This is a genomic window from Sphaerospermopsis torques-reginae ITEP-024 (assembly GCF_019598945.1).
Lineage (GTDB): Bacteria > Cyanobacteriota > Cyanobacteriia > Cyanobacteriales > Nostocaceae > Sphaerospermopsis.
Map to the genome: position 1 here is coordinate 5,055,805 of NZ_CP080598.1, position 25,610 is coordinate 5,081,414.

At 37.9% G+C, this 25,610-nt stretch carries 25 protein-coding genes, 1 tRNA gene and 1 pseudogene; 10 read left to right on the forward strand and 17 right to left on the reverse strand.

Features of this window, described 5'->3' with window-relative positions:
* The first annotated feature begins 1,223 nt into the window (after positions 1-1,223).
* Positions 1,224-2,303, forward strand: coding sequence for a response regulator (locus tag K2F26_RS23505; RefSeq protein WP_220612010.1), 1,080 nt, complete (start codon positions 1,224-1,226; stop codon positions 2,301-2,303).
* A 42-nt stretch (positions 2,304-2,345) separates the two neighbouring features.
* On the opposite strand, the gene cobA is transcribed toward K2F26_RS23505, so the two are convergent.
* Both cobA and K2F26_RS23515 read right to left on the reverse strand, forming a co-directional pair.
* A complete protein-coding gene (gene cobA, locus K2F26_RS23510) occupies positions 2,346-3,092 on the reverse strand; it encodes a uroporphyrinogen-III C-methyltransferase (protein WP_220609708.1) in 747 nt (248 codons plus the stop codon).
* Entirely contained in the window at positions 3,085-3,816 is a 732-nt protein-coding gene (locus K2F26_RS23515) for a sirohydrochlorin chelatase (protein ID WP_220609709.1), read from the reverse strand. Before K2F26_RS23515 ends, cobA begins: the two co-directional genes overlap by 8 nt.
* A 336-nt stretch (positions 3,817-4,152) precedes the next feature.
* Between K2F26_RS23515 and K2F26_RS23520 the strand changes: the two genes are divergently transcribed.
* Positions 4,153-4,341 (forward strand): hypothetical protein, encoded by a 189-nt coding sequence (locus K2F26_RS23520; RefSeq protein WP_220609710.1) that lies wholly within the window; start codon positions 4,153-4,155, stop codon positions 4,339-4,341.
* Between the two features lie 405 nt (positions 4,342-4,746).
* Here K2F26_RS23520 and K2F26_RS23525 read toward each other — a convergent pair whose 3' ends face one another.
* Positions 4,747-5,127: a DUF4359 domain-containing protein gene (locus K2F26_RS23525; protein ID WP_220609711.1), complete on the reverse strand. Its 381-nt coding sequence runs from the start codon at positions 5,125-5,127 to the stop codon at positions 4,747-4,749.
* Between the two features lie 119 nt (positions 5,128-5,246).
* Here K2F26_RS23525 and K2F26_RS23530 point away from each other — a divergent pair.
* A tRNA-His gene (locus K2F26_RS23530) sits at positions 5,247-5,319 on the forward strand.
* A 674-nt stretch (positions 5,320-5,993) separates the two neighbouring features.
* Positions 5,994-6,695: pseudogene (locus K2F26_RS23535) on the forward strand (glycosyltransferase); the annotation flags it as partial.
* A 149-nt stretch (positions 6,696-6,844) separates the two neighbouring features.
* Here K2F26_RS23535 and K2F26_RS23540 read toward each other — a convergent pair.
* Complete coding sequence (locus tag K2F26_RS23540) at positions 6,845-7,393, reverse strand: peptidoglycan-binding domain-containing protein (protein WP_220609712.1); 549 nt, start codon at positions 7,391-7,393, stop codon at positions 6,845-6,847.
* Between the two features lie 723 nt (positions 7,394-8,116).
* Between K2F26_RS23540 and glgB the strand changes: the two genes are divergently transcribed.
* Entirely contained in the window at positions 8,117-10,408 is a 2,292-nt protein-coding gene (glgB, locus tag K2F26_RS23545) for a 1,4-alpha-glucan branching enzyme (RefSeq protein WP_220609713.1), read from the forward strand.
* Here glgB and K2F26_RS23550 read toward each other — a convergent pair.
* The 5 genes from K2F26_RS23550 to tyrS all read right to left on the reverse strand — a co-directional run bounded on the left by K2F26_RS23550 (position 10,368) and on the right by tyrS (position 14,825).
* On the reverse strand, positions 10,368-10,985 hold the full coding sequence (locus K2F26_RS23550; protein ID WP_228020424.1) for a hypothetical protein: 618 nt from the start codon (positions 10,983-10,985) through the stop codon (positions 10,368-10,370). The two genes, glgB and K2F26_RS23550, sit on opposite strands and share 41 nt — an antisense overlap.
* Positions 10,986-11,224: 239 nt before the next feature.
* Positions 11,225-11,941 carry an orotidine-5'-phosphate decarboxylase gene (gene pyrF, locus K2F26_RS23555; RefSeq protein WP_220609714.1) on the reverse strand — a complete coding sequence of 239 codons (717 nt, stop codon included), beginning with the start codon at positions 11,939-11,941 and terminating at the stop codon, positions 11,225-11,227.
* Between the two features lie 465 nt (positions 11,942-12,406).
* A complete protein-coding gene (locus K2F26_RS23560; RefSeq protein ID WP_194057406.1) occupies positions 12,407-13,027 on the reverse strand; it encodes a Uma2 family endonuclease in 621 nt (206 codons plus the stop codon).
* 99 nt (positions 13,028-13,126) lie between these two features.
* The gene (locus K2F26_RS25265; RefSeq protein ID WP_255512680.1) at positions 13,127-13,255 is read right to left on the reverse strand and encodes a hypothetical protein; all 129 of its coding nucleotides are present in this window, start codon (positions 13,253-13,255) and stop codon (positions 13,127-13,129) included.
* Positions 13,256-13,553: 298 nt separating this feature from the next.
* The gene (tyrS, locus tag K2F26_RS23565) at positions 13,554-14,825 is read right to left on the reverse strand and encodes a tyrosine--tRNA ligase (protein ID WP_246605627.1); all 1,272 of its coding nucleotides are present in this window, start codon (positions 14,823-14,825) and stop codon (positions 13,554-13,556) included.
* A gap of 176 nt (positions 14,826-15,001) precedes the next feature.
* Between tyrS and K2F26_RS23570 the strand changes: the two genes are divergently transcribed.
* On the forward strand, positions 15,002-16,924 hold the full coding sequence (locus K2F26_RS23570; protein ID WP_220609715.1) for a transglycosylase domain-containing protein: 1,923 nt from the start codon (positions 15,002-15,004) through the stop codon (positions 16,922-16,924).
* A 149-nt stretch (positions 16,925-17,073) separates the two neighbouring features.
* Here the strand turns inward: K2F26_RS23570 and K2F26_RS23575 are convergent, their stop codons facing one another.
* Positions 17,074-17,397: a DUF1825 family protein gene (locus K2F26_RS23575; RefSeq protein ID WP_220609716.1), complete on the reverse strand. Its 324-nt coding sequence runs from the start codon at positions 17,395-17,397 to the stop codon at positions 17,074-17,076.
* A 240-nt stretch (positions 17,398-17,637) separates the two neighbouring features.
* Positions 17,638-18,045: a universal stress protein gene (locus K2F26_RS23580; RefSeq protein ID WP_220609717.1), complete on the reverse strand. Its 408-nt coding sequence runs from the start codon at positions 18,043-18,045 to the stop codon at positions 17,638-17,640.
* 89 nt (positions 18,046-18,134) lie between these two features.
* Here K2F26_RS23580 and K2F26_RS23585 point away from each other — a divergent pair, with 89 nt between their 5' ends.
* From K2F26_RS23585 to K2F26_RS23595, 3 genes are all read left to right on the forward strand, one after another.
* Complete coding sequence (locus tag K2F26_RS23585; RefSeq protein WP_220609718.1) at positions 18,135-19,337, forward strand: phosphoglycerate kinase; 1,203 nt, start codon at positions 18,135-18,137, stop codon at positions 19,335-19,337.
* A gap of 73 nt (positions 19,338-19,410) precedes the next feature.
* Positions 19,411-19,995 (forward strand): Uma2 family endonuclease, encoded by a 585-nt coding sequence (locus tag K2F26_RS23590; protein ID WP_220609719.1) that lies wholly within the window; start codon positions 19,411-19,413, stop codon positions 19,993-19,995.
* Between the two features lie 42 nt (positions 19,996-20,037).
* Positions 20,038-20,268, forward strand: coding sequence for a hypothetical protein (locus tag K2F26_RS23595; RefSeq protein WP_220609720.1), 231 nt, complete (start codon positions 20,038-20,040; stop codon positions 20,266-20,268).
* 131 nt (positions 20,269-20,399) lie between these two features.
* Here K2F26_RS23595 and K2F26_RS23600 read toward each other — a convergent pair whose 3' ends face one another.
* On the reverse strand, positions 20,400-20,714 hold the full coding sequence (locus K2F26_RS23600; protein ID WP_220609721.1) for a hypothetical protein: 315 nt from the start codon (positions 20,712-20,714) through the stop codon (positions 20,400-20,402).
* A gap of 193 nt (positions 20,715-20,907) precedes the next feature.
* Here K2F26_RS23600 and K2F26_RS25030 point away from each other — a divergent pair, with 193 nt between their 5' ends.
* Positions 20,908-22,986, forward strand: a complete 2,079-nt coding sequence (locus K2F26_RS25030) for a protein kinase domain-containing protein (RefSeq protein ID WP_246605473.1) — start codon at positions 20,908-20,910, stop codon at positions 22,984-22,986.
* 725 nt (positions 22,987-23,711) lie between these two features.
* Here the strand turns inward: K2F26_RS25030 and K2F26_RS23610 are convergent.
* The 5 genes from K2F26_RS23610 to K2F26_RS23630 all read right to left on the reverse strand — a co-directional run bounded on the left by K2F26_RS23610 (position 23,712) and on the right by K2F26_RS23630 (position 25,366).
* Positions 23,712-24,146, reverse strand: a complete 435-nt coding sequence (locus K2F26_RS23610; RefSeq protein WP_220609722.1) for a type II toxin-antitoxin system VapC family toxin — start codon at positions 24,144-24,146, stop codon at positions 23,712-23,714.
* The gene (locus K2F26_RS23615; protein WP_220609723.1) at positions 24,143-24,364 is read right to left on the reverse strand and encodes a hypothetical protein; all 222 of its coding nucleotides are present in this window, start codon (positions 24,362-24,364) and stop codon (positions 24,143-24,145) included. The genes K2F26_RS23610 and K2F26_RS23615 overlap by 4 nt, the downstream gene beginning before the upstream one ends.
* Positions 24,365-24,404: 40 nt before the next feature.
* The gene (locus K2F26_RS23620) at positions 24,405-24,653 is read right to left on the reverse strand and encodes a hypothetical protein (RefSeq protein WP_220609724.1); all 249 of its coding nucleotides are present in this window, start codon (positions 24,651-24,653) and stop codon (positions 24,405-24,407) included.
* A complete protein-coding gene (locus tag K2F26_RS23625; RefSeq protein ID WP_220609725.1) occupies positions 24,650-24,982 on the reverse strand; it encodes a DUF433 domain-containing protein in 333 nt (110 codons plus the stop codon). The genes K2F26_RS23620 and K2F26_RS23625 overlap by 4 nt, the downstream gene beginning before the upstream one ends.
* A 66-nt stretch (positions 24,983-25,048) precedes the next feature.
* Complete coding sequence (locus K2F26_RS23630) at positions 25,049-25,366, reverse strand: hypothetical protein (RefSeq protein WP_220609726.1); 318 nt, start codon at positions 25,364-25,366, stop codon at positions 25,049-25,051.
* Positions 25,367-25,610: the final 244 nt, after the last annotated feature.

Below are 25,610 nucleotides of genomic sequence, written 5' to 3' on the forward strand. Positions count from 1 at the left end.
AGTCCCCAGTCCCTCACAGGGGTAGGTTTTTAATATTATCTGTTAAGGCAGGACCTGGAAGACAAGGAGGGAAAGTAGACAAGGAAGATTTTATACAAAAAATGGTCTGTTGAGCGTCGGTTTTTGTGACCAATTGTACATTATTTGCACGGGTTTCCTCCCTTGTCCACTGTCCTTCCAAGTCATCCAAGTCTTGCCCTCACGACAATGTAAAATACCTACCCTTGTGAGGTCCCCAGTCCCCTAAGAGGATGTTTTAAAAGTTTATGGCTAACGCCACGCTACGCTATCGGCGAATATAATTCGCTACTATACAAACTAAGTCCACTAGTGGACTAATGAAAAATCAAGGCTTTTGAACCCACGAAGGTGGGTTTGGTCTGTGTAGACGCGATTTATAATCGCCAAGGGATGTATGAATTTAGACTTTTCAAACAACCTCTAAATCATCCTGATAGTGAATTATGAAAGAGGAAAAGAATAAATTAAGCACTGTATGAGTTGAAATATGCTGGGATATAGTATAGCTAATTTACAGTACATTTGCTTTGTAGTTATTAGCCTAACTAGCTGAAAACGACTATTGATTTTAAGCACAAACATCTTGTTTGATAAGCAAAATCAGGTGAAACATAGTATTTATAAACTGCTATTTTCATTACTAATTTTTGTATTAACTTTAATTTTTTATATTAGGTTTAAAATAGTTTTTTATTTCCCTGGTAAATCTATAGTAACGTGAAATTAGTAGGTAATTACTGAGCATCTACACATATACCACATCATCATTCAAGGCTGGAATACAACAAATTAGAAGTAATGGAGAAGGTGTAACTTTTCTGAACTGAATGCTTCTAAATCTTTGCTATTCTCATGTCTTACACATTTATCTTATTGGGGAAATTAAAGTCTATAACATCCAATGATGTCGTAGATTGAGCATTGCCAACCAGTCCTTATTGAAAAAGTGCAGGATGTGGATCTTGCCCATATGACTGCTGATAGCGGAGTGCTTAGATAATTTCTGCTTTTTGCCCAGGTGAGGGGTGAGTGGGGTGTGGGGTGTTGGGTATTGTGTGTTTAGAGAAAAGACTTGCTATACTCGCTCCCATGTAAACCGTTATCTTTATCTGGCATTAAGTCCAAAAAGATCGGTGTGAATCCCCTACGGATGATTCACAAATTGTGATGTCAAATTTTTATTTGTATTCAAATCCATGCTAATGAAAACGCTTCCTATTAGTAGATACAGATTTTTCCAAAAGCTACAACCCCTATCCCTGTTAAAGAAAATCACCAGTAAGTCGGTTACTGGTTGTTTAGAGGTATTTAGCACTTCCGGGGCTTGGTCAATATATGTACAAGAGGGGAAATTAATTTATGCTTGTTACTCAGAGAAGATGTTTGAACCACTGTATCGCAACTTGCAGCGGTTGAGCCAGAAAAATTCTAGTCTTCCCAGAGGCATTAATGAGCAACTACAAACCATTTTTGAAAGAGGTGTAGAAAATCAGGCTATTCCCAATCCAGATTATTTAGCTATATGCTGGCTGGTGAATGAACAATATATTAATCATAAGCAAGCAGCAATGCTAATTGAACAATTAGCTCTAGAGTTTCTAGATTCTTTTTTGCAAATCGAAGAGGGAAGTTATGAGTTTATTCCAGAAAGCTTTTTAGATGATTTACCCAAGTTTTGCCACTTGAATCTGCGCTTATTAGTGGAAAAATGCCAAGCAGGGATAAAAGTTTCTCCTGAACAATTTTGGGACTATAGTCAACAATATCCAGCAACTTCCAGAGTTGCCCCAGAGCAGTTTTGGCCAGAAGAAGATTCAAAAACACGCCCTAAAATTGAAGTACAATTGCCTCCAATTGGCAATAAACCACCAACTCCCAGCAAATATCAAAGATTTTATTCCCAACCCAAGGAGAAAAAACATTACACAATTTTCTGTGTGGATGATAGTCCTCTAGTTTTAAATACCATGAGAAGTTTTTTAGATGAACAACTATTTTCTGTAGTTGGTGTTACAGATTCAGTAAAAGCTTTGATGGAAATTTTCCATACCAAACCAGATATGATTTTTCTGGATGTGACGATGCCGAATTTAGATGGCTATGAAGTTTGTTCTTTATTGCGGAAACAGCCATATTTCAAAAATACACCTGTGATTATGGTGACAGAAAAAGCTAGTTTGATTGATAGAGCTAAAGCCAAGCTAGTTAGAGCTTCGGGTTGCTTGACTAAGCCTTTAAATCAGAGCGATTTACTGAAAACGGTTTTTCAACACATGATTTAGATGAGAGAATTTCCAGAAAATTTCAATTTCTAGCGATATAGACTACAACGGACGATAATTAGATAAAAGACTGTGCATCTTGACTACTGCTCCAATGACTGCGATCGCTGGCGCACTAAATCCCGTCTCTTCAACTTGTTGCACAATAGTACCTAACTCACCAATTAATTCTTCTTGTTCTGGCCGGGTTCCCCACCTCACCAAACCTATTGGAGTCTCTGGACTCAACCCAGCTAAACTCAACTGTTCCACAATATAAGGTAGATTGTGGATACCCATATAAATCACTATTGTTTCTGAACCTTGGGCGATCGCCTGCCAATTTATAGCCGGTCGATACTTACCCGCCGCTTCGTGACCCGTTACAAATGTCACTGATGAACTATACAGACGGTGGGTTAAGGGAATACCAGCATAAGCCGCCGCTGCAATGCCGGCTGTGATCCCCGGCACAACTTCGACAGAAATTCCTGCTTCTAGCAATTCTGCCATTTCTTCCCCACCACGCCCAAAAATAAAGGGATCGCCACCTTTTAACCGCACCACAATTTCATGATCTTGGGCTTTTTCAATCAGCAGTTGGGTGGTTTCTTCCTGTAAAAGCGAATGTCTCCCCATGCGCTTACCAGCGTTGATTTTTTCAGCTTGGGGATTGATCATTGCCAAAACCGGCGGACTGACTAAAGCATCATAAATAACTACATCCGCACATTCCAACAAACTTTTACCCTTGAGAGTCATGAGTCCAGGATCACCAGGACCAGCACCGATTAAATAAACCTTACCCAAAAACTTTTTCCCCTTCTGTTGCTAAATCCCAGATTATATCAGCTAGTTCTGCGCTGACTCCTAGAGGTGGTGCTAATTGCAACTTTACCCCAGGAAATTGTAATTTTAGCTTTTCTACAGATTCGGCGATCGCATCAGTTATTCCCCCAGCGAATAAAAAATATGGCAAAATTGCAATCTGCTGATTATCAGCCATGACCAACTCTGTCACCCTTGTTTCTAAACTGGGAGATACAGACCAATAAGCGGTTACTGCTCCCAAACTTTTGGCCATAGTTTCTATTGGTTGTTGTGAACCAGAACGACGACTACCATGAGCTAAGAGAATTGATACTTCTGCTTTTATAGTAGCCATTGCCGTAGTCAGCAATTTTCCTAAATTTTCATGACTACCCACATAAGGTTTAATCTCAATCTGGATCTTTTCACCCAGTGCTGTTTGTGCGAGTTCCACTTCTGCGGGAATATCTGACATGACATGAACTCCCGGTAGCAGAAATAAAGGTATAATTTTTAGGCATTTGCACCCAAAAGCTAAAGCCTTTTGCGCGAAATCTTGAATTTGCTGGTTTAATGGTTGAGTATTTAGCTCTAGGGTAGCTATCCCTACTAAATGTTCACTGTCTGGTAATTTCAGACTGAGCAGCTTTGCTAGTTGCTGCATAGCAATATCTGGACGCGGATCACGACTACCGTGAGATACTAAAAGATAAGCAGATGACATAAGCATAATTCAGGAGTCAGAGTTAGGAGTCGTAGGAGCGAAGTAGGGGCGAAGCATTCGGAAAATAACTTTTTCATAAAATTGATAATTTATCGCCCGAATGCTTCGCCCTTACAGGAAAATAGCTTTGGAGAAAAATTAATAATTGTTTGCCCGAATGCTTCGCCCGTAAAGGAGTCAGAAGTCAAGAGTCAGGAGTAAAACTGGTTTGGTGTCTAGGTTTCAATTTTCATTCTGTACCTCATTGATTTGCAATATGCTGTATCAAGAATAACTTAAAAACTCTCATTCTGTAGGCATTACCTTTTCAACAAGTTAGCTGAAGGAGTATTTATTATGAAAGAATTTATGCACTCTTTAGAAGAATTAGTTGACCAACTAACACTAGGTGCAATTTTAGAGATGTTAGAACGAATCTGCCACAAAAAAGCAGAAAATCTCAGAACTCACTGGCAAGATGAAGAAAACGCTAAGTTGTGGGAAAAAGCCGCTAAACAAATCGAAGATATCAACGTCGATATTTGAAAAGGGCAGCACTCAAAGTATTCATGTGTTCCCAGGGTTTAGTCCCCTCACAAGGGTAGGTATTTTACATTGTCGTGAGGGCAAGACTTGGATGAATTGGAAGGACAGTGGACAAGGGAGGAAAACCGTACAAAATCAGATGCTCTTGGTAACCAAAAAAGTACGTCAAAATACTGTTGTGCGTATCAAATCTTCCTTGTCTACAATACCTCCTTGTCTACCTAGTCCTGCCTTCACAGTTAATATTAAAAACCTACCCCTGTGAGGACCCTTGACTGGGGACTGGGTAATCAATTTGATGTTTCCCAATCAACTATCAACTATCAACTATCAACTATCAACTATCAACTCTTTCCCAATCACCAGTCACCAATCACCAGTCACCACTCACCAGTCACCAATCCCCTATTTCTTTTCTGCTTTATAAGTATAAAAGTTGTCAAATGCGCCTACTGTTTCAAATTTGTAACCAGGTATTAAATTATCAATTTTTAAATCAGTAGTATAAACACTAAACACAATATAGTTTTGTCTTTTCGTAGTTGCAGCAATAATATCTCGTATTTGTGGTTTAGCGGAATCAACCAACTGATTGCAATTAAATTGCATCAGATTTTGCAAAAAATTCGGTGTTTTTTGACAAAAATCCGTTTTTAAGTAAATTGTTAACCGTTGTACTGCGTACTCTTCATATTTAGGCTGTTGGGGATTTGTGGTAGCCATCGTCACTCCCAAGACTGCTATTCCTGCTGCGCCTACAGATGCAATTAAAGTCAATACTTTCATATATCCTAGGTTGTGATCTAATGACTACAGTTTAAAGACTACAAAAAAAATTAGTCAATTTCTGCCAAAAAAAAATCTTGATCATTTTTTAAAGTCGTGCTACACTCAGAGAGTAAATGGCGAACGTAGCCAAGTGGTTAAGGCAGTGGATTGTGGTTCCACCACTCGCGGGTTCGAGTCCCGTCGTTCGCCCTGGTGATAAATTATTACTTTCCGTGGGTTCAAGCAACGCAAGGAAAGAAAACAAATTAATATTTGCTATGTTGTTACTCACTGCTTACTAATACAATTGGTAGGTTCATTTTTTCAAACTTGATAGTATTTATACTATTAGGAGTTACACAAGATAGGACTAAAAACCTAATTCTTAGGGAGCATCCCAAATCTGTAAGTTTATTTTTTTCTTGAGTTCAGGACGTGAAATGAACGAACCACGAAGGAGCGAAGGACACGAAGGAAAGAAGGAAGAAGAGAGTTTTTGGTGTTGCTACGGTTATTTTTTCAAAATTGGGATGCTCCCAATTCAGAAGTAGGGGTAATTCATGAATTATCCCTGCTTTCGTTCTGTTTTGCGTAAGTCCTGATTATTTATTTTAACTTTATTAATAACAATTGCGTCACAATTTACAAGAACTTAATATTAAAATTCAAGACTTAAAAATCTTTTGACAATTATATTTTATATAAACAAAATAAATATAAATTTTCAAATAGAATATAAATGTTAACTTTGCCTTTAATTATTATTAAAAATTAGTTATTTTCAAACAAATATCACTTGTTATATAGATTTTTATATTAATAAAACTCTCTATTCCTAAAGAAATATAAATTTAATTTACTTTTGTTTAATTGCTACTTTACATCTGGCACGACTGGACAGGATCAAAAACCTCACTGGTTTAGCAGAATGTTTTGGTAGAAACAAAGATTTACAAGAGCATTGTAATTTAATTCTCGTAGCAGGTAAATTGCGAGTAGAAGAATCAGGAGATAACGAAGAACGGGAAGAAATCATCAGACTTTATAACATCATTGATGAATATAATCTGCACGGAAAAATTCGCTGGTTAGGAGTGCGCTTAAGCAAAACAGATTCTGGTGAAATTTACCGAATCATTGCTGACAAAAAAGGAATATTTGTCCAACCTGCTTTATTTGAAGCCTTTGGTTTGACAATTTTAGAAGCGATGATTTCAGGACTACCAACTTTTGCTACCCAATTTGGTGGTCCATTGGAAATTATTCAGGATCAGGTAAATGGGTTTTACATTAACCCCACAAATTTAGAAGAAACCGCTGATAAACTTCTGGAATTTGTGACCAAGTGTGAACATCATCTTCATTATTGGGATGAAATTTCCCAACAAGCAATTGAGCGAGTTTACAGCACCTATACTTGGAAAATTCACACTACCAAGCTGTTATCTTTAGCTAGAATTTACGCTTTTTGGAACTTCACATCCAAGGAAAACCGAGAAGATTTATTGCGTTATCTAGAAGCTTTGTTTTATCTAATTTACAAACCCAGAGCGCAGCAGTTATTAGAACAGCATAAGTATCGTTAATTAGTAGGGGACTGGGGACTGGGGAAGAAAATTTTAGATTTTAGATTTTAGATTTTAGATTGGAGTTCACAAAATCCAAAATCCAAAATCCAAAATCCAAAATCCAAAATAAATAACTCCTACCTCCTGACTCCTGCCTCCTTGATCTCCTAAATAGACAACTCCCACCAAGTTTTTTGACCAACAATACCATCTACTAATAAATTACGTTGACTTTGAAAAGCTTTAATAGCTGCTTCAGTAAGAGGACCAAATATACCATCAACTCGAATACCATAGCCATTAGATACCAATAAACGCTGCATAATTCTTACAGACATACCAGAACTACCAAAACGTAAAGTTGGTAGAGGTTGTCTATTGTATGCTGGATATCGTGCTAATAGCTGTTCTTTGGTCGGGATATCCTGAGCATCAGCTAACTCAAAAGATATTGAGGACAGGTGCTTTTGTCGGATTTGTTTTAATATATGATCCCGCTGATGTGCCAGTGCTGAAATTTGAGGTTTGTCCCTTCCGTCTACTGTCATAAATTCAGGTGGTGTGATTTGAGAAATAGAAGTTAATTGAGATAACTGACTATTTTTTGAATTATGCACGCCATTTTCCGTTGTAAATGGTCGCTGCTCCGGCAAATGGGGCAAATTTGGTTGTGTGGTGCTTAATACGCCCGTCATTAGCAGGCCAATTTCAGTCATTTTAGTTCATCTGATATTTTGTACCTATAAGGATAAACCAGGAGTAGACAAACAAATAGTGTGAAACTGTAACTCTCGTCCAACAAATTATTTTATGTAAATAAAAGTAATAAAAAAGACAAATATCTACAGTGTAAAAACTTATTTATTGGGAAATTTGATTAATGATAGTAAACGACGATTCTATCGAAGGGAAGAGGTTTTTAGGTTAATTGACTTTTCTTTACATACTTTGGTTGTTTCCCGTCTTTTCAATTGTCAATTGTCAATTATCAATTGATAACAGTAATATCAAGCTGCAAATTGTCAATTTTTTTGTAGTATATATCACCATCTTGTATTTACATAGTTAAGCTATTGCTGAGTCATATTTATAACGTTTCATTACCTTATCACTTTACCAGTCCAGGAATTGTGAGTTAATTTTAGCAAAAAAACCTTGACAAAAATTTAATTTTATCCATATACCAGCAAACTGATTGCAACAATTCGGTGTAAAATCGGGCTTAGTCCCGCTACACTAAAGCATTTTGAGGCAAAAAGTTTTTGAAGCAGTTATAATCACCGTTACCAAAATACCTCTTCCAGTCCCCATTTCCCAATAAGATACATTCTGGTGTTAGGATAACCGTGACGACAAAAATGCAAATAAATGTAAACAATATATATTAAGTTCTTAAAAACTAAATTTAGTTAATCACCTTATTTCCAGTAGGTAGCTTCATGTCCATCAGTACCATCGCTCCTGAGCAGGTTAATCGCATTGTTGGGAATCAGCATCATGATCCGTTTGAGGTACTAGGTTCACATCTTATAGAACAGGAAGGTAAAAACGTCTGGGCTGTGCGGGCATATCTGCCAAATGCCAGTGCAGCTTATGTAGTAGTTCCAGAAGGACGCAAAGAATACCCCATGACAACGGTGCATCATCCCCATTTTTTTGAATGCACCATAGAAACAACAGAACTTAACAATTACCAATTACGAATTAAAGAAGGAGAACATGAGCGAGTCATTTATGATCCTTATGCCTTCCGTTCTCCCCATTTAACAGATTTTGATTTGCATTTATTTGCAGAAGGAAATCATCACCGCATTTACGAAAAATTGGGAGCGCATCTTACAGAAGTTGATGGTGTCAAAGGTGTTTATTTTGCCGTTTGGGCCCCCAATGCTCGCAACGTTTCTGTTTTGGGAGACTTCAACCACTGGGATGGACGTAAACACCAAATGCGGAAAGGACACACAGGGGTTTGGGAATTATTTATTCCTGAACTGGGTGTGGGAGAACATTACAAATATGAAATCAAAAATTTTGACGGACACATTTACGAAAAATCAGATCCCTACGGTTTCCAACAAGAACCACGTCCCAAAACAGCATCTATTGTCAGTGACTTAAATGCTTACACCTGGAATGATGAAAATTGGATGGAAACCCGGAGACATACAGATCCCCTCACCCAACCAATTTCCGTTTATGAAGTGCATTTAGGGTCTTGGTTACACGCTGCTAGTGGCGAACCAGCAAAATTGCCCAACGGCGAAACAGAACCAGTAGTTATTGCTTCAGAACTCAATCCTGGGGCGCGTTTCCTTACCTATCGGGAACTAGCAGCCAAACTCATCCCCTATGTCAAAGACCTGGGATATACCCATATAGAATTGCTACCCATTGCTGAACATCCCTTTGATGGTTCTTGGGGTTATCAAGTCACAGGTTACTTTGCTCCCACTTCCCGTTTTGGCAGTCCTGAAGACTTCATGTATTTTGTCGATCAGTGCCATTTAAATGGTATTGGTGTAATTGTCGATTGGGTTCCTGGACACTTCCCCAAAGATGGACATGGTTTAGCCTTCTTTGATGGTACACATCTTTATGAACACGCAGATCCCCGCAAAGGTGAACATAAAGAATGGGGAACTTTAGTATTTAACTACTCCCGCAACGAAGTTAGAAATTTCTTAGTTGCTAACGCTTTATTCTGGTTTGATAAATACCATATTGACGGGATTCGTGTGGATGCGGTAGCTTCCATGCTTTACAACGATTATTGCCGTAAAGATGGGGAATGGTTGCCTAACCAGTACGGTGGTAGAGAGAATTTAGAAGCTGCTGATTTCCTGCGTCAAGTAAATCACAACATATTTAGTTATTTTCCCGGTGTGCTTTCCATTGCGGAAGAATCTACTTCTTGGCCTATGGTGTCTTGGCCTACCTATACAGGTGGTTTAGGGTTCAACCTGAAATGGAACATGGGTTGGATGCACGATATGTTGGATTATTTCAGCATGGACCCTTGGTTTCGGCAGTTCCATCAAAACAATGTCACCTTTAGTATGTGGTACAACCACAGTGAAAACTTCATGTTGGCATTGTCACACGATGAAGTTGTACATGGTAAGAGCAACATCATCGGTAAAATGCCCGGTGATAGATGGCAGAAGTTAGCTAATGTGCGGACTTTATTTGCTTATATGTTTGCTCACCCTGGTAAGAAAACCATGTTTATGAGTATGGAGTTTGGCCAGTGGAGTGAGTGGAATGTGTGGGCGGACTTAGAATGGCAGTTATTACAACATGAACCCCATCAACAGTTAAAAGCATTTTTTAAGGAGATAAATCATCTTTACCGTTCTGAACCTGCTTTATATACTCAGGATTTTGCGCGGGAAGGGTTTGAATGGATTGATTGTAGCGATAATCGTCACAGTGTAGTTTCTTTTGTCCGTCGTGCTAAAGATACTGATGAGTTTGTAGTTGTGGTTTGTAATTTTACACCCCAACCCCATTCTCACTATCGCATCGGTGTACCAGAAAAAGGATTTTATACTGAGTTGTTCAATAGCGATGCGCGTAAATATGGCGGTAGCAATATGGGCAACTTAGGAGGAAAATGGACTGATGATTGGTCTTTACATAATCGTCCTTATTCCTTAGATTTGTGTTTACCACCTTTGGGAGTTTTGATTCTCAAACTGGATCAAGAAAAGACTGCGGAAGCACTGAGTTAAGGTTTAAACTGGGATGTTGCGGGAAGTAGTTTACACTTCCTGCTTCACAATCCCGTAACCAAAGTTTAACACCTTGAGCGATCGCCCCCTGACTACTATCCCTGGGTGGTGCTATAGGTGGTTTTACTGGATATTCACCAGTTTGAGTAAACATCATCACCACCTGCCAACCCAAAGTAGTTTTCGTCAAAAACAACCAGTGGAACTGTTGCAACTCCACCGCCTTTTTATTAACATACTGTCGTTCCAGCGTTGTAAAAAAAACCTGCTCAACCCCTTGGGAAGCATAATTATTAGTATTATTAGCAGTATTATTTGCAGTATTAATACCAGGGCTTAAAGGTAGATTTTGAAACTCCGGCTTACCTGCCACCAAAATATAAGGATAGATATCAACACTGCGACTCAGACGACGGGATCTTTGAATAACGCGGTTAGCATAGCTAGGTAAATCTAACATCAAACGAGTAGTTAAACTTTCCAAACTTTGCTGAGAACAAGAACTACTCACATCTGACTTTACAGGTGTAGGAGAAAGATTTTTAGAGAAAACAGGAGATACAAAGATAAAAGACATAAAAAGCCACACAGGAAAAAGAAATACTAAATCCTTAAAAACAAACCAGCCATTTTTTCTGCCTTCATCTGGAAAATTCATCAAATTCAAAAAATCACATCTTGTAAAAAATATTATCCCATAACTTGGGCGGGCAAGATGCCCACCCTACAAAAATCAGAAAAGACCCACAAAAAATCTCTTCAAAACTTCCTCTCTCTGCGTTCTCTGCGCCTCTGCGTGAGATTGAAAAAAGTGATTCACTTACCCACATCTACCTCCTCACAAATCTTATCCCAAGCCAGAACCGGATCAGCAGCAGCAGTAATAGGTCTACCGATCACCAAAAAATCAGCACCTGCTTCAACAGCTTGAGCAGGAGAGAGCGATCGCTTTTGATCACCTTTTTCAGCCCAACTCGGACGCACCCCAGGACAAACCAGCAAAAAATCCTCTCCGCAACATTCCCGCAACTGTGCCACCTCCTGGGGAGAACAAACCGCCCCATTCAAACCTGCATTTTTCGCCAAAAGTGCCATTTCTAAAGCGAACTCCGGCAATTCCAGAGGAATTTTCAAATCAAACGCCAAATCTCGCGCCGAAATGCTAGTTAACACAGTAATAGCGATTAAATTAGGTGGTTTAGTTCCCACCTTTTCTGCTCCCACCAGCACCGCTTCAGCAGCAGCAGTCAAACAATCATTACCACAAGTTGCGTGAATTGTCAACAAATCCACCCCATAACCAGCAGCAGCACGACAAGCAGCAGCTACAGTATTAGGGATATCGTGAAACTTCAAATCCAGGAAAATCCGCTTTTGCCGAGATTTTAGCACATCGAGAATAGCCGGACCCGTGCTAGTAAACAATTCTAAACCAACCTTCCAGAAAGACACCTGGGGAAGTTTATCCACCAAAGCGATCGCACTTTCCAAATCTGGAACATCTAAAGGTACAATAATTTTTTCATCATTCATAATTCTGGTTATTACATTCAGTTATAGTAGTCCTATTAAGGGTGAAAATGTTAACATCTCATGATATCTTCCATCCAATGAACATAACTGATTTGTTGACACATACAAGCTTGAAGATAGCGGAATTTATCTAACACGTAAAGACAGGTGTTCAAAACCGGATAATCATTTTTTGGCAAGGATTTGAGGATGTCTTTGACAATCTTGGGAAATGAATTTATAATCATGATCAAATCAATATTTTGATATAGCTTGCTCAAATTTTAATATATTTTGGGATATTTTTATCACAGATTTCTTAACATTCAACACTTCTGACCTTAGAATTATCTTCCACTAATTTTATTAATGGGTTAGAATCTCTACAAAAAAGATATTTAATTAACAAAATTGTAGAAGATAACATATTGTTTGATTTATCTCCTATTTTCAGAGAATATGTCAGAAATTTTTGTGAAGATTAATCTACATCATCCCCGCTTGAAAAATCTGATTTGCGGTTAAATTTAATTCAGTAAAAACTTGAGAAATAACCCGTTCATCATCTCTAAATTTACTGATTTGATATTCTCCATCTACCAAATTACAAACAGAAATAGTAGGTTGTTTGGGATTACCAATAAAATTACGTCCTCCTAAAGCTGCATAATCTATAATCCAATATTCAGCAATACCCATTTCTTCATAATCAGCGTACTTTAAATAATAATCATCACGCCAATTAGTGGAAACAACTTCGATGATTAAAGGTATGGAAGCACCATTACTAATAACTGATTGTTTTTTCCATAATGGTTCATTAGCTAAATTAGCACGATTTAAAACTAACAAATCGGGAAAATAACCAGAATCTTTACCTTCTGGTCTAACTATAACTTGATTAGGTATCACATACGGAAGATTTAACCCATCAATTTTAGCACTAATTTTGATAGTTAAAAACCCTTTAACTTCTTCATGATCTCCCACCGGTTGCCCCATTGTGACAATTTCTCCATGATGTAATTCATAACGTATATCGGAATTGTCAGGAAGCCAGTTAACAAATTCCTCAAAGGTGACAATTTTATTTAGGGTTTGAATCATGACTGTGAACAATTATTGATGATGAAAATATTATAACAGCAGGGTGCGTCAGATATCAAAAGTATATTTATTTACATGACTTCTACCGTCTGACGCACTCTACGAGTCCCGTACTAAATCTGAAACATCTAAAGGAACTATAATTCTCTCGGCATTAATAATCATATCAATGATGGGTTTGTTTTCATGGTGTTTTATATTTTTACGATTGAATGAGTTAATACTCATAATATTCAGTAAGGTGTGTATTTACTTGGAGTGACACACCTTATTTTCTGAAATATTTGGTTATCGTCTAGATTTGACTAGAACTTTACGCATCTCAAACTAAAATTTGTTTTTTCAGAGATTTCAATTGACCAGATAATTCTTTACGAGTTGAAAATCGCAACATATAGTACAAAAAGAAGTAAAGCAACAAATATTATTTGCCATTTAACCTCTGGTTTTGATACTGTTACAACTTCACAACTTCAGGTTGGGAAGGTGTTACAACTTCAGGTTGGGAAGGTGCTACAACTTCAGGTTAGGAAGGTGCTATTACTTCAGTTTGAGGAGTTGCTATCCCACATTCCGCTTGTGGTGTGAGTTCTTGAAAATCATAGCTAACTAAACGCACAAAATTCTTCTTACCCACTTGTAAAACCTTACCCGATAAATCACTAGGTGAGTCAAAAGTTAAATCTACGTCAGTAATCTTTTCACCATCCAACCTGACACCACCCTCTTGAATTTTCCGTTTACCTTCTCCCGTACTTTTACACATACCAGAAGCACCGAGAATAAAAGCTAATTTAGCCGGAAATTGAGTTATAGCAGCCAAAGAAAACTCCGGTAATGCCCCTTCCTTACCACCGCTTTTTGCAGCCTCCTTAGCCTCATTAGCCGCCGCTTCACCGTGATACTGACGGACAATTTCCCAAGCTAAAAATTGCTGGCGATCGCGGGGGTTTTCTGGCAAACTCTCCAAAGGTAAATCAGTCAACAACTCAAAATACTGTGACAGTAAATTATCTGGCACAGCTTGAAGCTTCTGATATTTCTGGGAAGGGTGTTCAGAAAGTCCCACATAATTACCTAAAGACTTAGACATCTTTTGTACACCATCAGTCCCGATCAAAATAGGTAACAGTAAACCAAACTGAGGCTTCAAACCAAAATGACGTTGTAAATCTCGACCCACAGCAATGTTAAACTTTTGATCAGTTCCCCCCAACTCCACATCAGACTCCACAGCCACAGAATCAAAACCTTGCATTAGAGGATACAGGAACTCATGGAGGAAAATCGGATTCTCTTTCTTATAACGTTCAGCAAAACCTTCCTTAGCCAACATCTGTCCCACCGTCATCGTAGACAGCAACTCCAGAATTTTCCCCAAATCTAAACGGGAAAGCCATTCCGAGTTGTAACGCACCTCCAACCTGCCAGGTGTGTCAAAATCTAAAATAGGACGCACTTGATCAAGATAAGTTTGGGCATTTTGCTTAACCTCTGCTTCTGTCAGTTGACGACGGACATCAGACTTACCCGTAGGATCACCAATTCTTGCGGTAAAATCACCAATAATCAAAACCGCCGTATGACCAGCATCTTGAAACGCCCGCAGTTTTCTTACTGGTATACTATGACCCAAATGAATATCCGCACCCGTCGGATCAATACCTAATTTGATCCTTAAAGGACGGTCAGCATTGAGCAACCGCTTTTCCAAACTTTCAGTTTCACTATCAGCATCATGAGGTTGAGGAAAAATTTCTGCCACACCACGATGTAACCAGGAAAAATTCTGCGCCATACTATAAGATTCACTATTAACTACACTACTTTGCACTTTAGAAATTAGGTTGGTAAAGTCCACTGGCAAATTATCCGTTTTCTGTGCTGCCAAACTACTATAATTGCAAAAAATTAACCGACTTTTTTCATTTCATCAATTACATTTATATTTATTAGTGAGGAAGTAAAACCGCCGTGTCTTCTAGGACTTTTGTAAACAAGCACCCCCAAGACCAGGCTTCATCTGGGTTTGAATTTTTTAAAGGCGTAGGTCAGGTAACTGGAGCTACCCTATTATCAATTACACTGCTTTCAAGCTCCATTGTAGCGGGGGGACTAGTGGGACTAGCCATTAGTTTCCGCAACTTGCCAGACGTGAGACAGCTACGCAGCTTTTCTCCCACAGAAACCACATACATATATGACATTAAAGGTAAACTCATATCAAGCATTCACGGTGAAGCCAACCGCGAAGTAGTACCCTTAGATAGAATTTCACCCAACCTCAAACGCGCTGTATTAGCTAGTGAAGATGGTCACTTCTACAGTCACCACGGCATTAACCCTTCCGGTGTAGGACGTGCTATAGTAGTGAACATGGTAGCAGGTGGGGTGAAAGAAGGTGGTTCTACCATCACCATGCAGTTAGTAAAAAACCTGTTTTTGTCTCATAGGCGAGCCTTTACCCGCAAATTAGCGGAAGCGGTTTTAGCCATTCGTTTAGAACAAATTCTGGAGAAAAACGAAATTTTAGAAATGTACCTCAATCAAGTTTATTGGGGTCATAATAACTACGGTGTACAAACAGCGGCTCGTACTTACTTTAACAAATCCGCAGAATTTTTAACCTTGGGTGAGTCAGCCATGATGGCAGGTTTGATCCAAGCGCCCGAAGAATTTAGCCCCTTTGCCAGCATGAAAAAGGCAAAACAAAAACAAAAAGAAGTGTTGGGGCGGATGTTAGACTTGCAGTGGATCACCCAAAAAGAATATGATGATGCCCTCAATGAAGAAATTAAACTAGGAAGAATTAAGTCATTTCAAGGTAGCGCCCTACCTTATATCAGCAATACTGTTGCTCAGGAACTGGTGAAAAAGTTTGGCAGGGATACACTACTTAAAGGTGGAATGCGGGTGCAAACCACCGTTGATGCCAAATTCCAAATGATGGCAGAAGCAACCGTTAAACAATGGCATAAAAACTTACTTGGTCAAGGGTTGCGTAATAACCAAATTGCTTTAGTCGCAGTTGATCCACGCACACATTTTGTTAAAGCCTTAGTAGGTGGTGTAGACTCCAGAGCCAGTGAATTTAACCGCGCTACCCAAGCACTCAGACAACCAGGTTCGGCTTTTAAACCTTTCGTTTATTATGCTGCCTTTGCCACTGGTAAATATGCACCAGATAGCACAGTCATAGATGCCCCAGTTAGCTACCGAGATGGCAATGGTTGGTATTTTCCCAGAAACTATGATGGGGGTTTTGCTGGCGCAATGTCTATCCGTACCGCTTTGGCTCAGTCTCGAAACATACCAGTTATTAAACTTGGTAAAGCTATAGGGATGAATAAAGTTATTGAAGCCTGTCGGACTTTGGGTATCATGAGTCCAATGGAACCTGTTACCTCCCTGCCTTTAGGTGCTATTGGTATGACTCCCTTGGAAATGGCGAGTGCCTACGCTACCTTTGCTAATTATGGCTGGCAATCACCAGCAACAGTCATAGTCAGAGTTACTGATAGTAGTGGTAACGTTTTACTGGATAACACACCTAAACCCCAGCGAGTCCTTGACCCCTGGGCATCAGCAGCAACTCTAGATATTTTACAGGCTGTAGTCACCAGTGGTACAGGTAAAGCAGCAGATATAGGACGACCCGCTGGTGGTAAAACTGGCACAACTTCCTCAGAAAAAGATATTTGGTATGTCGGTACTGTGCCACAACTCACAACCGCTGTCTGGGTGGGAAGAGATGACAACCGACAATTATCCAGCGGTGCAACTGGTGGGGGTATGGTTGCTCCTATTTGGCGTGATTTTATGCAGCAAGCTCTCAAAGGCGTACCAGTTGAGAAATTTAAACCAACTTCTCAGTTTCCACGTCCTAAGTCAAATTAGAGGTGACAGGTGACAGGTGACAGGAGTTTTTTATTTTGGATTTTGGATTTTGGATTTTGGATTTTGGATTGTTTTTGTTAGCTCCAATCTAAAATCTAAAATCTAAAATCTAAAATTTTTTTCCCCAGTCCCCAGTCCCCATTCCCCAATCATACCTGTTTTTCCAACTCAGCTTTCATTCTTTGCAGAGTAATATTCATCTGCTCAAACATTTGTTGTGGTGTAACACCAAACTGATTTAGCTGAGTTTTTAGTTGCTGTATGGTCATTTGCGCCATAAAATCTTCTGATAGCTCGAACCGCTTCATAAAGACGCGATATCGATCCATCATCGCTTCCATCTGCTCAATAAACAGCTTTTTGCCCTCGCGGTCAAATTTGCCGTAGTTGTTGCCAAGTTGAATCAGTGCTTGGTAATCTTCAAAAAGCTGTTTGGCTTCGTGTTGAACTATTTCAGAGTCAAAGAATCCCATTTTGCTTATATTTAACTGAGTGCTTGTACTCAGTAGCTTCAAGTTTTGTCTCTAGTCTTATTTTAGTCTAGAGGACTAATCTAGAGAAAAAAATTCGCTGGAAGTACGGTTTTTTACCGAAATTTCACTACTTGACTGGGGACTGGGGACTGGTGACTGGTGACTGGTGACTGGTGACTGGTGACTGGTGACTGGGAATAATATTACCCATTACCCATTACCCATTACCTGTTTCTTGATCTAAGGCACAATCAAAACAGGACAAGGTGAAAGATTGATCACCCTGGTTGTGACACTATCATTTGCGCCTTCATCAGTTAGTCCTAAACCGCGACAACCCATAATAATTAAATCTGCTCCTATCTCGTCAGCAACATCACAGATAGTAAAAGCTGGTTTACCTTGTATTTCTATGACTTCAGCAGTGATACCTTGCTGAGAAAATAAAGCTTGGGCATTTTCCAGTAGTTTAGCTACCGCTTCTGGTGACACCATAGGATCGCCTCCTGGTGCTTCTGGTGCTGGTTCTTCCACTACTGAGAGCAATACTAAACGACTGCTGCACTGCTGCACAACCTTAGATACTAGGTCAGCAGCTTCCCGTGCTTCACGACTTTGGTCAATGGGAAATAGAACTGTTTTAAACATAAATTAATCTTCACACCCCTTACTCCGGTAAAATCTGGATGGTGATACTTTCAAAACAATAACAAAAAGATAATCAGGAGAATTTGGCTGTGTCGAAAAAAAGTTTAGCAAGTTTATCTGCTGCTGATATTTCTGGAAAACGCGCTTTAGTACGGGTTGATTTTAATGTGCCTGTGGATGATCAAGGCAATATTACTGATGATACTCGGATTCGGGCGGCGCTACCAACTATCCAAGATTTGACCCAAAAGGGTGCTAAGGTGATTTTAACAAGCCATTTCGGTCGTCCCAAGGGTGTAGATGAAAAATTGCGTTTAACTCCGGTTGCTAAACGTCTTTCTGAGTTGTTGGGACAGGAAGTTATCAAAACTGATGACTGTATTGGTGATGATGTTGCTGCTAAAGTTGCAGCTTTGGACAATGGCCAAGTGTTGCTGTTAGAAAATGTGCGCTTCTACAAGGAAGAAGAAAAGAATGAACCGGAATTTGCTCAAAAATTGGCAGCAAACGCTGATTTTTATGTAAACGATGCTTTTGGAACTGCACACCGCGCTCACGCTTCTACTGAAGGTGTAACTAAGTTTTTAAGCCCTTCTGTAGCTGGTTATTTGGTTGAGAAGGAATTGCAATATTTACAAAGTGCAATTGAAGTTCCTCAACGTCCTTTAGCTGCTATTATCGGTGGTTCTAAGGTTTCTAGCAAAATTGGTGTGATTGAAACTTTGTTGGAAAAGTGCGATAAGTTGATCATCGGTGGTGGAATGATTTTCACATTCTACAAAGCGCGTGGTTTGGATGTTGGTAAGTCTTTGGTGGAAGAAGATAAGTTAGAGTTGGCGAAGTCTTTGGAAGCTAAAGCTAAGGAACGTGGTGTTACTTTCTTGTTGCCTACTGATATTGTAGCGGCTGATAAGTTTGCGCCTGATGCTAATGCTACTACTGTCAGCATTGAAAATATCCCTGCTGATGGTATGGGTTTGGATATTGGTCCTGACTCTGTGAAGGTTTTCCAAGCAGCTTTGGCTGATTGTAAGACTGTAATCTGGAATGGTCCTATGGGTGTGTTTGAGTTTGATAAATTTGCTGTGGGTACTGAGGCGATCGCTCATACTCTAGCAGAAATTGGCAAAACCGGCGCAATTACCATTATCGGTGGTGGTGATTCCGTGGCCGCTGTGGAAAAAGTAGGTTTGGCTGATCAAATGAGCCACATTTCTACTGGTGGTGGTGCTAGTTTGGAGTTGTTGGAAGGTAAGGTTTTACCTGGTATTGCAGCTTTGGATGAAGCGTAATTAAAAGTATGAAGGATGAAGTTTTTGGCTTTGTCCTTCATCCTCTGCAATTAACCGAATTAAGGAAAACAATATGGAAGTACAAACTCGCATACATACTTATACACCTGAAGAATATTTAGAATTAGAGGAAAAAGCACTTTATAAAAGCGAATATCGCAATGGAGAAATTATACCTATGACTGGAGGAAGTGGTAATCACAATAAAATTACACTAGCTATTGCTGCTATTTTATTATATGCCCTGAGACGCAAAAAATATGAAGTTTTTATGGCAGATATGCGTTTATGGATTCCACAACTAAGACAATATACATATCCTGATGTAATTGTAACTGATGGTCAAGCTAGTTATACAAGTAAAAATAATACTACTGTGACTAATCCTTTATTAATTGTTGAGGTTTTATCTAAGTCTACGAAAAATTATGATCAAGGTGATAAATTTAATTTTTATCGTTCCATTCCCCAATTTAAGGAATATGTTTTAGTGGAACAAAATCAATATTTGGTAATGCACTACAGCAAAACTAATGAGGGAGAATGGATTTTTAGAGAGTATAAATCTGAAGATGATATTGTCAAGTTGCAACATCTTGATTTTGAAATTAGTTTAGTTGACATTTATCAAGATGTTAATTTTGATGATAAAGAATAATATTAAGTTCGGATAATTACTTAGAATATAAAAGGTCAAATCATGGAAACCCAAGAATTAAAAGCTTTGATTAAGAAGATGGTTAGAGAAGTATTGCAAGAAAAAAGACTAACACTTTGTAATACTCTGTTCTCATCTAGGAATAATACAGAAAATCAAGAATGGAATCAATTTTCTCTTGAACAGGCCATGAGAGGTTTAGAAAATGATCATCTTCCCGAATACACAGAAGCGGACATTATAGAAAATGGCAATAGTTGGTCAAAAATATGAAGGATGAAGTTTTTGGCTTTGTCCTTCATTCCATCAAAGTTTAACTATAGATTTACCGTCCAATATTCCATTTTTAAATCAGGAACTTTGTTGAGAAAAAGTCACAATATTAGTATCAAGAATATATCTGCTCACGCTGTTTTATTCTCCTCTAAAGAAGATTCATAAGCAGCTATTTCTGCATCTAATTCACGGCGATTTTTAGCCATTTCTTCTAAAAATTCATCAAAAAGCGGATCGTCTTTGAAAATACCATCAAACTGAACAAAAGGATTAGATTTTTCAAAATCTTCGGATAAAATGTGTATGTTTTGAACAATCTCAGTTTGTTCTATTTTGTGATCTTGATCAAGATTAATCTGATTAATTTTTTCATCAACAATTCTATTAATCAAGGATTCTAAATCCTGTAAAGTCAGTTCGGTAATAGACTGATTATTTAGCATTTATGATTTACCTCCAGTGGTAATATCAGGTTTGTTTTAACTACAGTTTATATAATATCAAAATTGTCTGTTAACTAAACAGGTTTAATTCTAGCATACTTACTGGGGAAAAAATCAGTCAATTGTCAATTTAAGTGTATTTCGTATATATTAGTAGATATTTAATCATAAACGTATCTAGCACTGCACAACCATGAATCAGATATGTTGTCTCAACCCAGGGTGTCATAACCCCTCAGTTCCCGAACATACCCAATTCTGTCCTAACTGCAACGTTGATATAGTCATATTGAAAAACCGCTATCGTCCGATTAAATCATTAGGTAGTGGCGGATTTGGCAAAACCTATTTAGCGGAAGACATTGACAAACTAAATGAAAAGTGTGTTATTAAACAATTTGCACCTCAAATCCAAGGAACAGCAGGACTACAAAGAGCCACAGAATTATTTTTACAAGAAGCGCAACAATTACAACAACTCGGCGAACATTCACAAATCCCTACTCTGTTAGCTTATTTTGAAGAAAATAGCCGTCTGTATTTAGTACAACAATTCATTGACGGTGAAAATTTATTACAAGAATTAGAAAACCAGGGAATATTCTCAGAATCAAAAATCCGCGCCTTATTACAAGATTTATTAACAACCTTGAAGGTAGTTCACGAGTATGGCGTAATTCACCGAGATATTAAACCAGAAAATATTATGCGTCGTCGTAGTGATGGCAAATTAATATTAATTGATTTTGGTGCGTCAAAACAACTCCAGGGAACAGTTAGAACAGGAACATCAATTGGTACTTTTGGTTATGCACCTTTAGAACAAATGCAGGATGGGAAAGTATATCCTGCCAGTGATTTATATAGTTTGGGTGCGACTTGTCTTCATTTGCTAACAGAAGTTCATCCTTGGGATCTTTGGAAAAAATATGGATACGGTTGGGTGAAAATTTGGCGAGGATATTTAAACCAACCTATTAGTAAAGAATTAGGTGAGATTTTAGATAAGTTATTAGAAGTGGAATATCAAGATCGTTATCAATCTGCTGAAGAAGTTTTAAAAGATTTAAAAACTTCACAATTAACAACTAAAAAAGCTTATCAGTCTTCAAGCAAATCTTCTCAGGTAACATCTCAGCAACAAAAGTCACCATCACAAACATCATCTACTCAAATTAAATCAAAGCAAAATTCAGTTGTTCAAAAGAGCCGCATTTCTCAGCCAAATAACTCACCTCGGATAATTATGTGGAGTTCCATAGGTATTTTCCTGCTGGGAACAGTTTTTTTAGGAACTCAATCGGCTCATATTCCAATTATTTGTAAGCCACTGGATAACTGTGCTGTTGATGAAAAGTTTAGTTCGCAATATCAACAAGCAAAAGATATAGCTGTTACATCTCAAAAGTTGTCAGAAAATGCCAAGAATGTGGAAGAATTACGAGCATCTCAACAGCAGTTACAAGATGCGATCGCTCAATTAAAAACTATACCACCATCTGCTAAGGTATATGATACTGCCAAAAATGAACTTTCCGATTATCAAAGTCAATTAACCAAGATACAACGTCGTTTAGATAAAGAAAATCAAGCGATTGACTCCATTAACGAAGCCGAACAACAGGCTAAAGATGCAGATAAACAGATAGGAAAGGCGCAAACGGTTAGTGAATATGAAGCGGTTAAGGAGAAATGGGATAAGGCACTGGCGATTTTAAATGATATTCCATCTGATACTTTTATCTCAGCAAGGGTTACTAATCTCAAAGAAAGCTATCAATCAAAAAGGGAAAAAGTAGATGCTAAAATTCGGGAGGTGAAGCCAACACCAACACCATCACCTACACCATCACCTACAGTAACTCTCCCATCAACTCCTTCTGAACGGACTCCAAGTTTATCAGATACAAAATGGGATTATAGTGTTTTTAATTCTGGTTCTGTAGGAGATTATGCAGCATTTTCGTATAGGATGATCGAAGAACCTGCATTTAATCAACAGAATCAACAAGTAGAGTGGATTGTTGAATTTTCAATTCCTCCAGAAGCAGAAAGAAGCCCTGCACTGAGAGAGGCTTACTTAAAACTTGAATTATTGCAACATGGCTTTAGGGCTGAATTTATAGATAGTTCTGGTGTGTTTTTAGGAGCGAAAAACCTTGATAAAGAAGGTCAAGGAGGCTACAGAAGACGATATACTTTGAGAGTTCCCAATAGTATTTGGGAAAAATGGTCAAAAGTAGCTGTGGTAAAAGTTGTCAGAGACTGGTGAGACTGTTTATATAGAGTTGTAGCAAAATTACTCGAATTTTGGAGGTAATCCAACGAGATTATGTTAATCAGAGTTTCACAATTAATGGCGATTAGTTTACTTTTCTTAGTTAGTAGGGTGTGTCAGTATGAGTAATTTATCGGTATGGTTGGGGTTTATAGCACTGACACACTCCAAGTTGAGATAAAAGTGCTGATTTTCTTATTCAACTTTCTAATTCAAGCATAATTGTAGAATATAAAAATAGTCTCATGTCTCTTGATATTAAGTAAATATTTCCATCCTCAAGGAATTGCAGAACTTTGTGCGATCATACTCTAGCAGAAATCGGCAAAACTGGCGCAACTACGATTGTTCGTAACTTCATATCTTATATGCTGAAAACCTGTAATATTTATTTTTGTGAAATTCCTAAAACGGAATCCAATCTAATTTATCAATCCATTCTTCACTGTCGGTAGTTAGTAGGGTGCGTCAGTGCTATGAACTCTGGCTACAGCAAGAAATTATTCATACTGACGCACCCTACATTTAGAATGTTTTTTCATAGGGAATTTACAACTTCCGAAATAAATGCGCTCAATTAAAAAATATACCAATATCTGCGAGAACTGAATATTCAACTTCGTATAAGATGATCAAAGGACCTTCATTTAATCAAAAGAATCAACAAGTAGAGTGGATCTTTGATGAGAAAATAAATTGTTTTGAGCGATCGCTCATATTTAAATCCAATCTTTTATCAGTTGAATATTTTGTATTTTTGGATAAATAGCATTGTACAATTTTGCATCAGCAGTGATAAATTTACAGTTTTCTCTAATGCTTAAAGCTAGGTAAAGGCTATCGTAGACAGTTCTTTGATAATTCACTGCAAACTGATAGGCATCTTTTAATAATTCATCGGCAGGAAATATTTTTAATTGTATTTGTTGAAATAAATCAATTATTATCTCAGCGTCCTGATTTGTTAAACCTTGAAATCGCTGTATTTTCCAGACAATATTACCAATTTCTGCATAAATTAAGTCTGGAGCAATCAAGGTAATTTGTTGTGATTGATAAGCATCAAGAATTTTATTTGCCTCTAATGAATAATCTTGAGCAATAAACCATTTAATGGCTACACTACTATCAATGACAACTTTATCTGTGATCATCTGTCTCTATCTTCTTGTAATAATTCTGTCAAATCAGAAAATTCACCATATTTTTGCTTTAAGCTTTCTTGAAAAATATGTATGTTTTTAACAAGTTCAGACTGTTCTATTTTGTTATGTTTAGCGAAATTTATTTGATTAATTTTTTCATCAACAATTCTATTAATTAAGGATTCTAAATCCTGTAAAGTCATTTCGGTAATAGACTGGTTTAGCATATTTGATCTACCTCCAGTAGTAATATCAATTTCTTTTAAGCTAGAATTGAACTAAACTGAGCTTTATTGTAGCATACATTCGTATTAGGAAAAATTCATAAAATGTTTGGTATGTTACCAATAACCGTTGAAATACTTCCAGATAACGCAGGAGTTCTGGATCTAGTGTTCCTAGAGGGGGAGCATCTGGATCACCCACACGAACTATATCTATTGCTGGGTTAAGACGCAAAACAGCAAACTTTATCTTTGGTGACAAATTTTCATCGAGTAAGAAACGGATCTTCATACAAGATTAAGCCGCTCCTGTTCTCGTTGTGCCTTTATTGCTCTCAAACGCTGTATCATAGGTGAAGGATTAGCCGCAGCTTCTTGATAACGCTGTTCTCGCCACCTAGCCAAACGCAACATATAAGCATCTATTTCCGCACGATTATGGAGATAGTAGGTAATCGTAGCATGAATTTTTTCTAAATTCAGTGATGGCAACTCTTCCAGAATTTGTTCAGGTGTAAACCCTTGGAAGTAATAATCAATCACATCATCAATACCAATTCTATGCCCCTTAATACGGATATCGTCTGGATCTAAAAATTCAAAATAATCCTCTAGTTGCATAATTTCACCTTTATACTTGAGATTAGTTTAGTGGACATTTGATTTTCAAAATCAAGAATATCAGTTTTATTCGTCATTTTCACCTATTTCTCCATCTAATTCACGGCGATTTTTAGCCATTTCTTCAACAAAATCATCAAAGAAAGGATCGTCTTTAAAAATACCATCAGATTGAACTAATGGATGAAAATCTTTTAAAATTTCTTCACCGACACTTATAGCAGCATCAGTTGTCAATGATGCGACAATATTTTTCTCCATGTTGTTTTTAGCAACATTAATCTGATTAATTTTTTGATCAACAATTCTATCAATCAATGATTCTAAATCTTGTAAAGTAATTTCGGTAATAGATTGATTGTTTAGCATTTTTTCAATCTCCATAAATAGTATTTGTGAAAAAAGCAACTAAACTTGGCTTTATTTTAGCATACATCCTTACAAAAGCCTAAACCCTCTAGAACACCGATTCATTAATCGTAAGGGCGAAGCATTAGGACAGAATATCAATGGTTTCAGTGATAGGTTATCACCCGAATGCTTCGCCCCTACAAGGTAAAAACAGATTACCTAGCATTACTGAATCGACGTTCTAGTAGTATTCAAAAACTTATTAGATATCTCCGAA

What these genes read in the sequence shown, in the direction of transcription:
- K2F26_RS23630 (WP_220609726.1), bottom strand. Translation starts at nt 25,366, where the DNA reads ATGGAGATTGAAAAAATGCTAAACAATCAATCTATTACCGAAATTACT.
- K2F26_RS23560 (WP_194057406.1), bottom strand. Translation starts at nt 13,027, where the DNA reads ATGATTCAAACCCTAAATAAAATTGTCACCTTTGAGGAATTTGTTAAC.
- tyrS (WP_246605627.1), bottom strand. Translation starts at nt 14,825, where the DNA reads ATGGCGCAGAATTTTTCCTGGTTACATCGTGGTGTGGCAGAAATTTTT.
- K2F26_RS23550 (WP_228020424.1), bottom strand. Translation starts at nt 10,985, where the DNA reads ATGTCTTTTATCTTTGTATCTCCTGTTTTCTCTAAAAATCTTTCTCCT.
- K2F26_RS23580 (WP_220609717.1), bottom strand. Translation starts at nt 18,045, where the DNA reads ATGTTTAAAACAGTTCTATTTCCCATTGACCAAAGTCGTGAAGCACGG.
- K2F26_RS23590 (WP_220609719.1), top strand. Translation starts at nt 19,411, where the DNA reads ATGGAAGTACAAACTCGCATACATACTTATACACCTGAAGAATATTTA.
- K2F26_RS23600 (WP_220609721.1), bottom strand. Translation starts at nt 20,714, where the DNA reads ATGCTAAATAATCAGTCTATTACCGAACTGACTTTACAGGATTTAGAA.
- glgB (WP_220609713.1), top strand. Translation starts at nt 8,117, where the DNA reads ATGTCCATCAGTACCATCGCTCCTGAGCAGGTTAATCGCATTGTTGGG.
- K2F26_RS25265 (WP_255512680.1), bottom strand. Translation starts at nt 13,255, where the DNA reads ATGAGTATTAACTCATTCAATCGTAAAAATATAAAACACCATGAAAAC.
- K2F26_RS23610 (WP_220609722.1), bottom strand. Translation starts at nt 24,146, where the DNA reads ATGATCACAGATAAAGTTGTCATTGATAGTAGTGTAGCCATTAAATGG.
- K2F26_RS23620 (WP_220609724.1), bottom strand. Translation starts at nt 24,653, where the DNA reads ATGAAGATCCGTTTCTTACTCGATGAAAATTTGTCACCAAAGATAAAG.
- K2F26_RS23625 (WP_220609725.1), bottom strand. Translation starts at nt 24,982, where the DNA reads ATGCAACTAGAGGATTATTTTGAATTTTTAGATCCAGACGATATCCGT.
- K2F26_RS23525 (WP_220609711.1), bottom strand. Translation starts at nt 5,127, where the DNA reads ATGAAAGTATTGACTTTAATTGCATCTGTAGGCGCAGCAGGAATAGCA.
- K2F26_RS23575 (WP_220609716.1), bottom strand. Translation starts at nt 17,397, where the DNA reads ATGGGATTCTTTGACTCTGAAATAGTTCAACACGAAGCCAAACAGCTT.
- K2F26_RS23505 (WP_220612010.1), top strand. Translation starts at nt 1,224, where the DNA reads ATGAAAACGCTTCCTATTAGTAGATACAGATTTTTCCAAAAGCTACAA.
- K2F26_RS23540 (WP_220609712.1), bottom strand. Translation starts at nt 7,393, where the DNA reads ATGACTGAAATTGGCCTGCTAATGACGGGCGTATTAAGCACCACACAA.
- K2F26_RS23615 (WP_220609723.1), bottom strand. Translation starts at nt 24,364, where the DNA reads ATGCTAAACCAGTCTATTACCGAAATGACTTTACAGGATTTAGAATCC.
- K2F26_RS23595 (WP_220609720.1), top strand. Translation starts at nt 20,038, where the DNA reads ATGGAAACCCAAGAATTAAAAGCTTTGATTAAGAAGATGGTTAGAGAA.
- pyrF (WP_220609714.1), bottom strand. Translation starts at nt 11,941, where the DNA reads ATGAATGATGAAAAAATTATTGTACCTTTAGATGTTCCAGATTTGGAA.
- K2F26_RS23520 (WP_220609710.1), top strand. Translation starts at nt 4,153, where the DNA reads ATGAAAGAATTTATGCACTCTTTAGAAGAATTAGTTGACCAACTAACA.
- K2F26_RS25030 (WP_246605473.1), top strand. Translation starts at nt 20,908, where the DNA reads ATGAATCAGATATGTTGTCTCAACCCAGGGTGTCATAACCCCTCAGTT.
- K2F26_RS23515 (WP_220609709.1), bottom strand. Translation starts at nt 3,816, where the DNA reads ATGTCATCTGCTTATCTTTTAGTATCTCACGGTAGTCGTGATCCGCGT.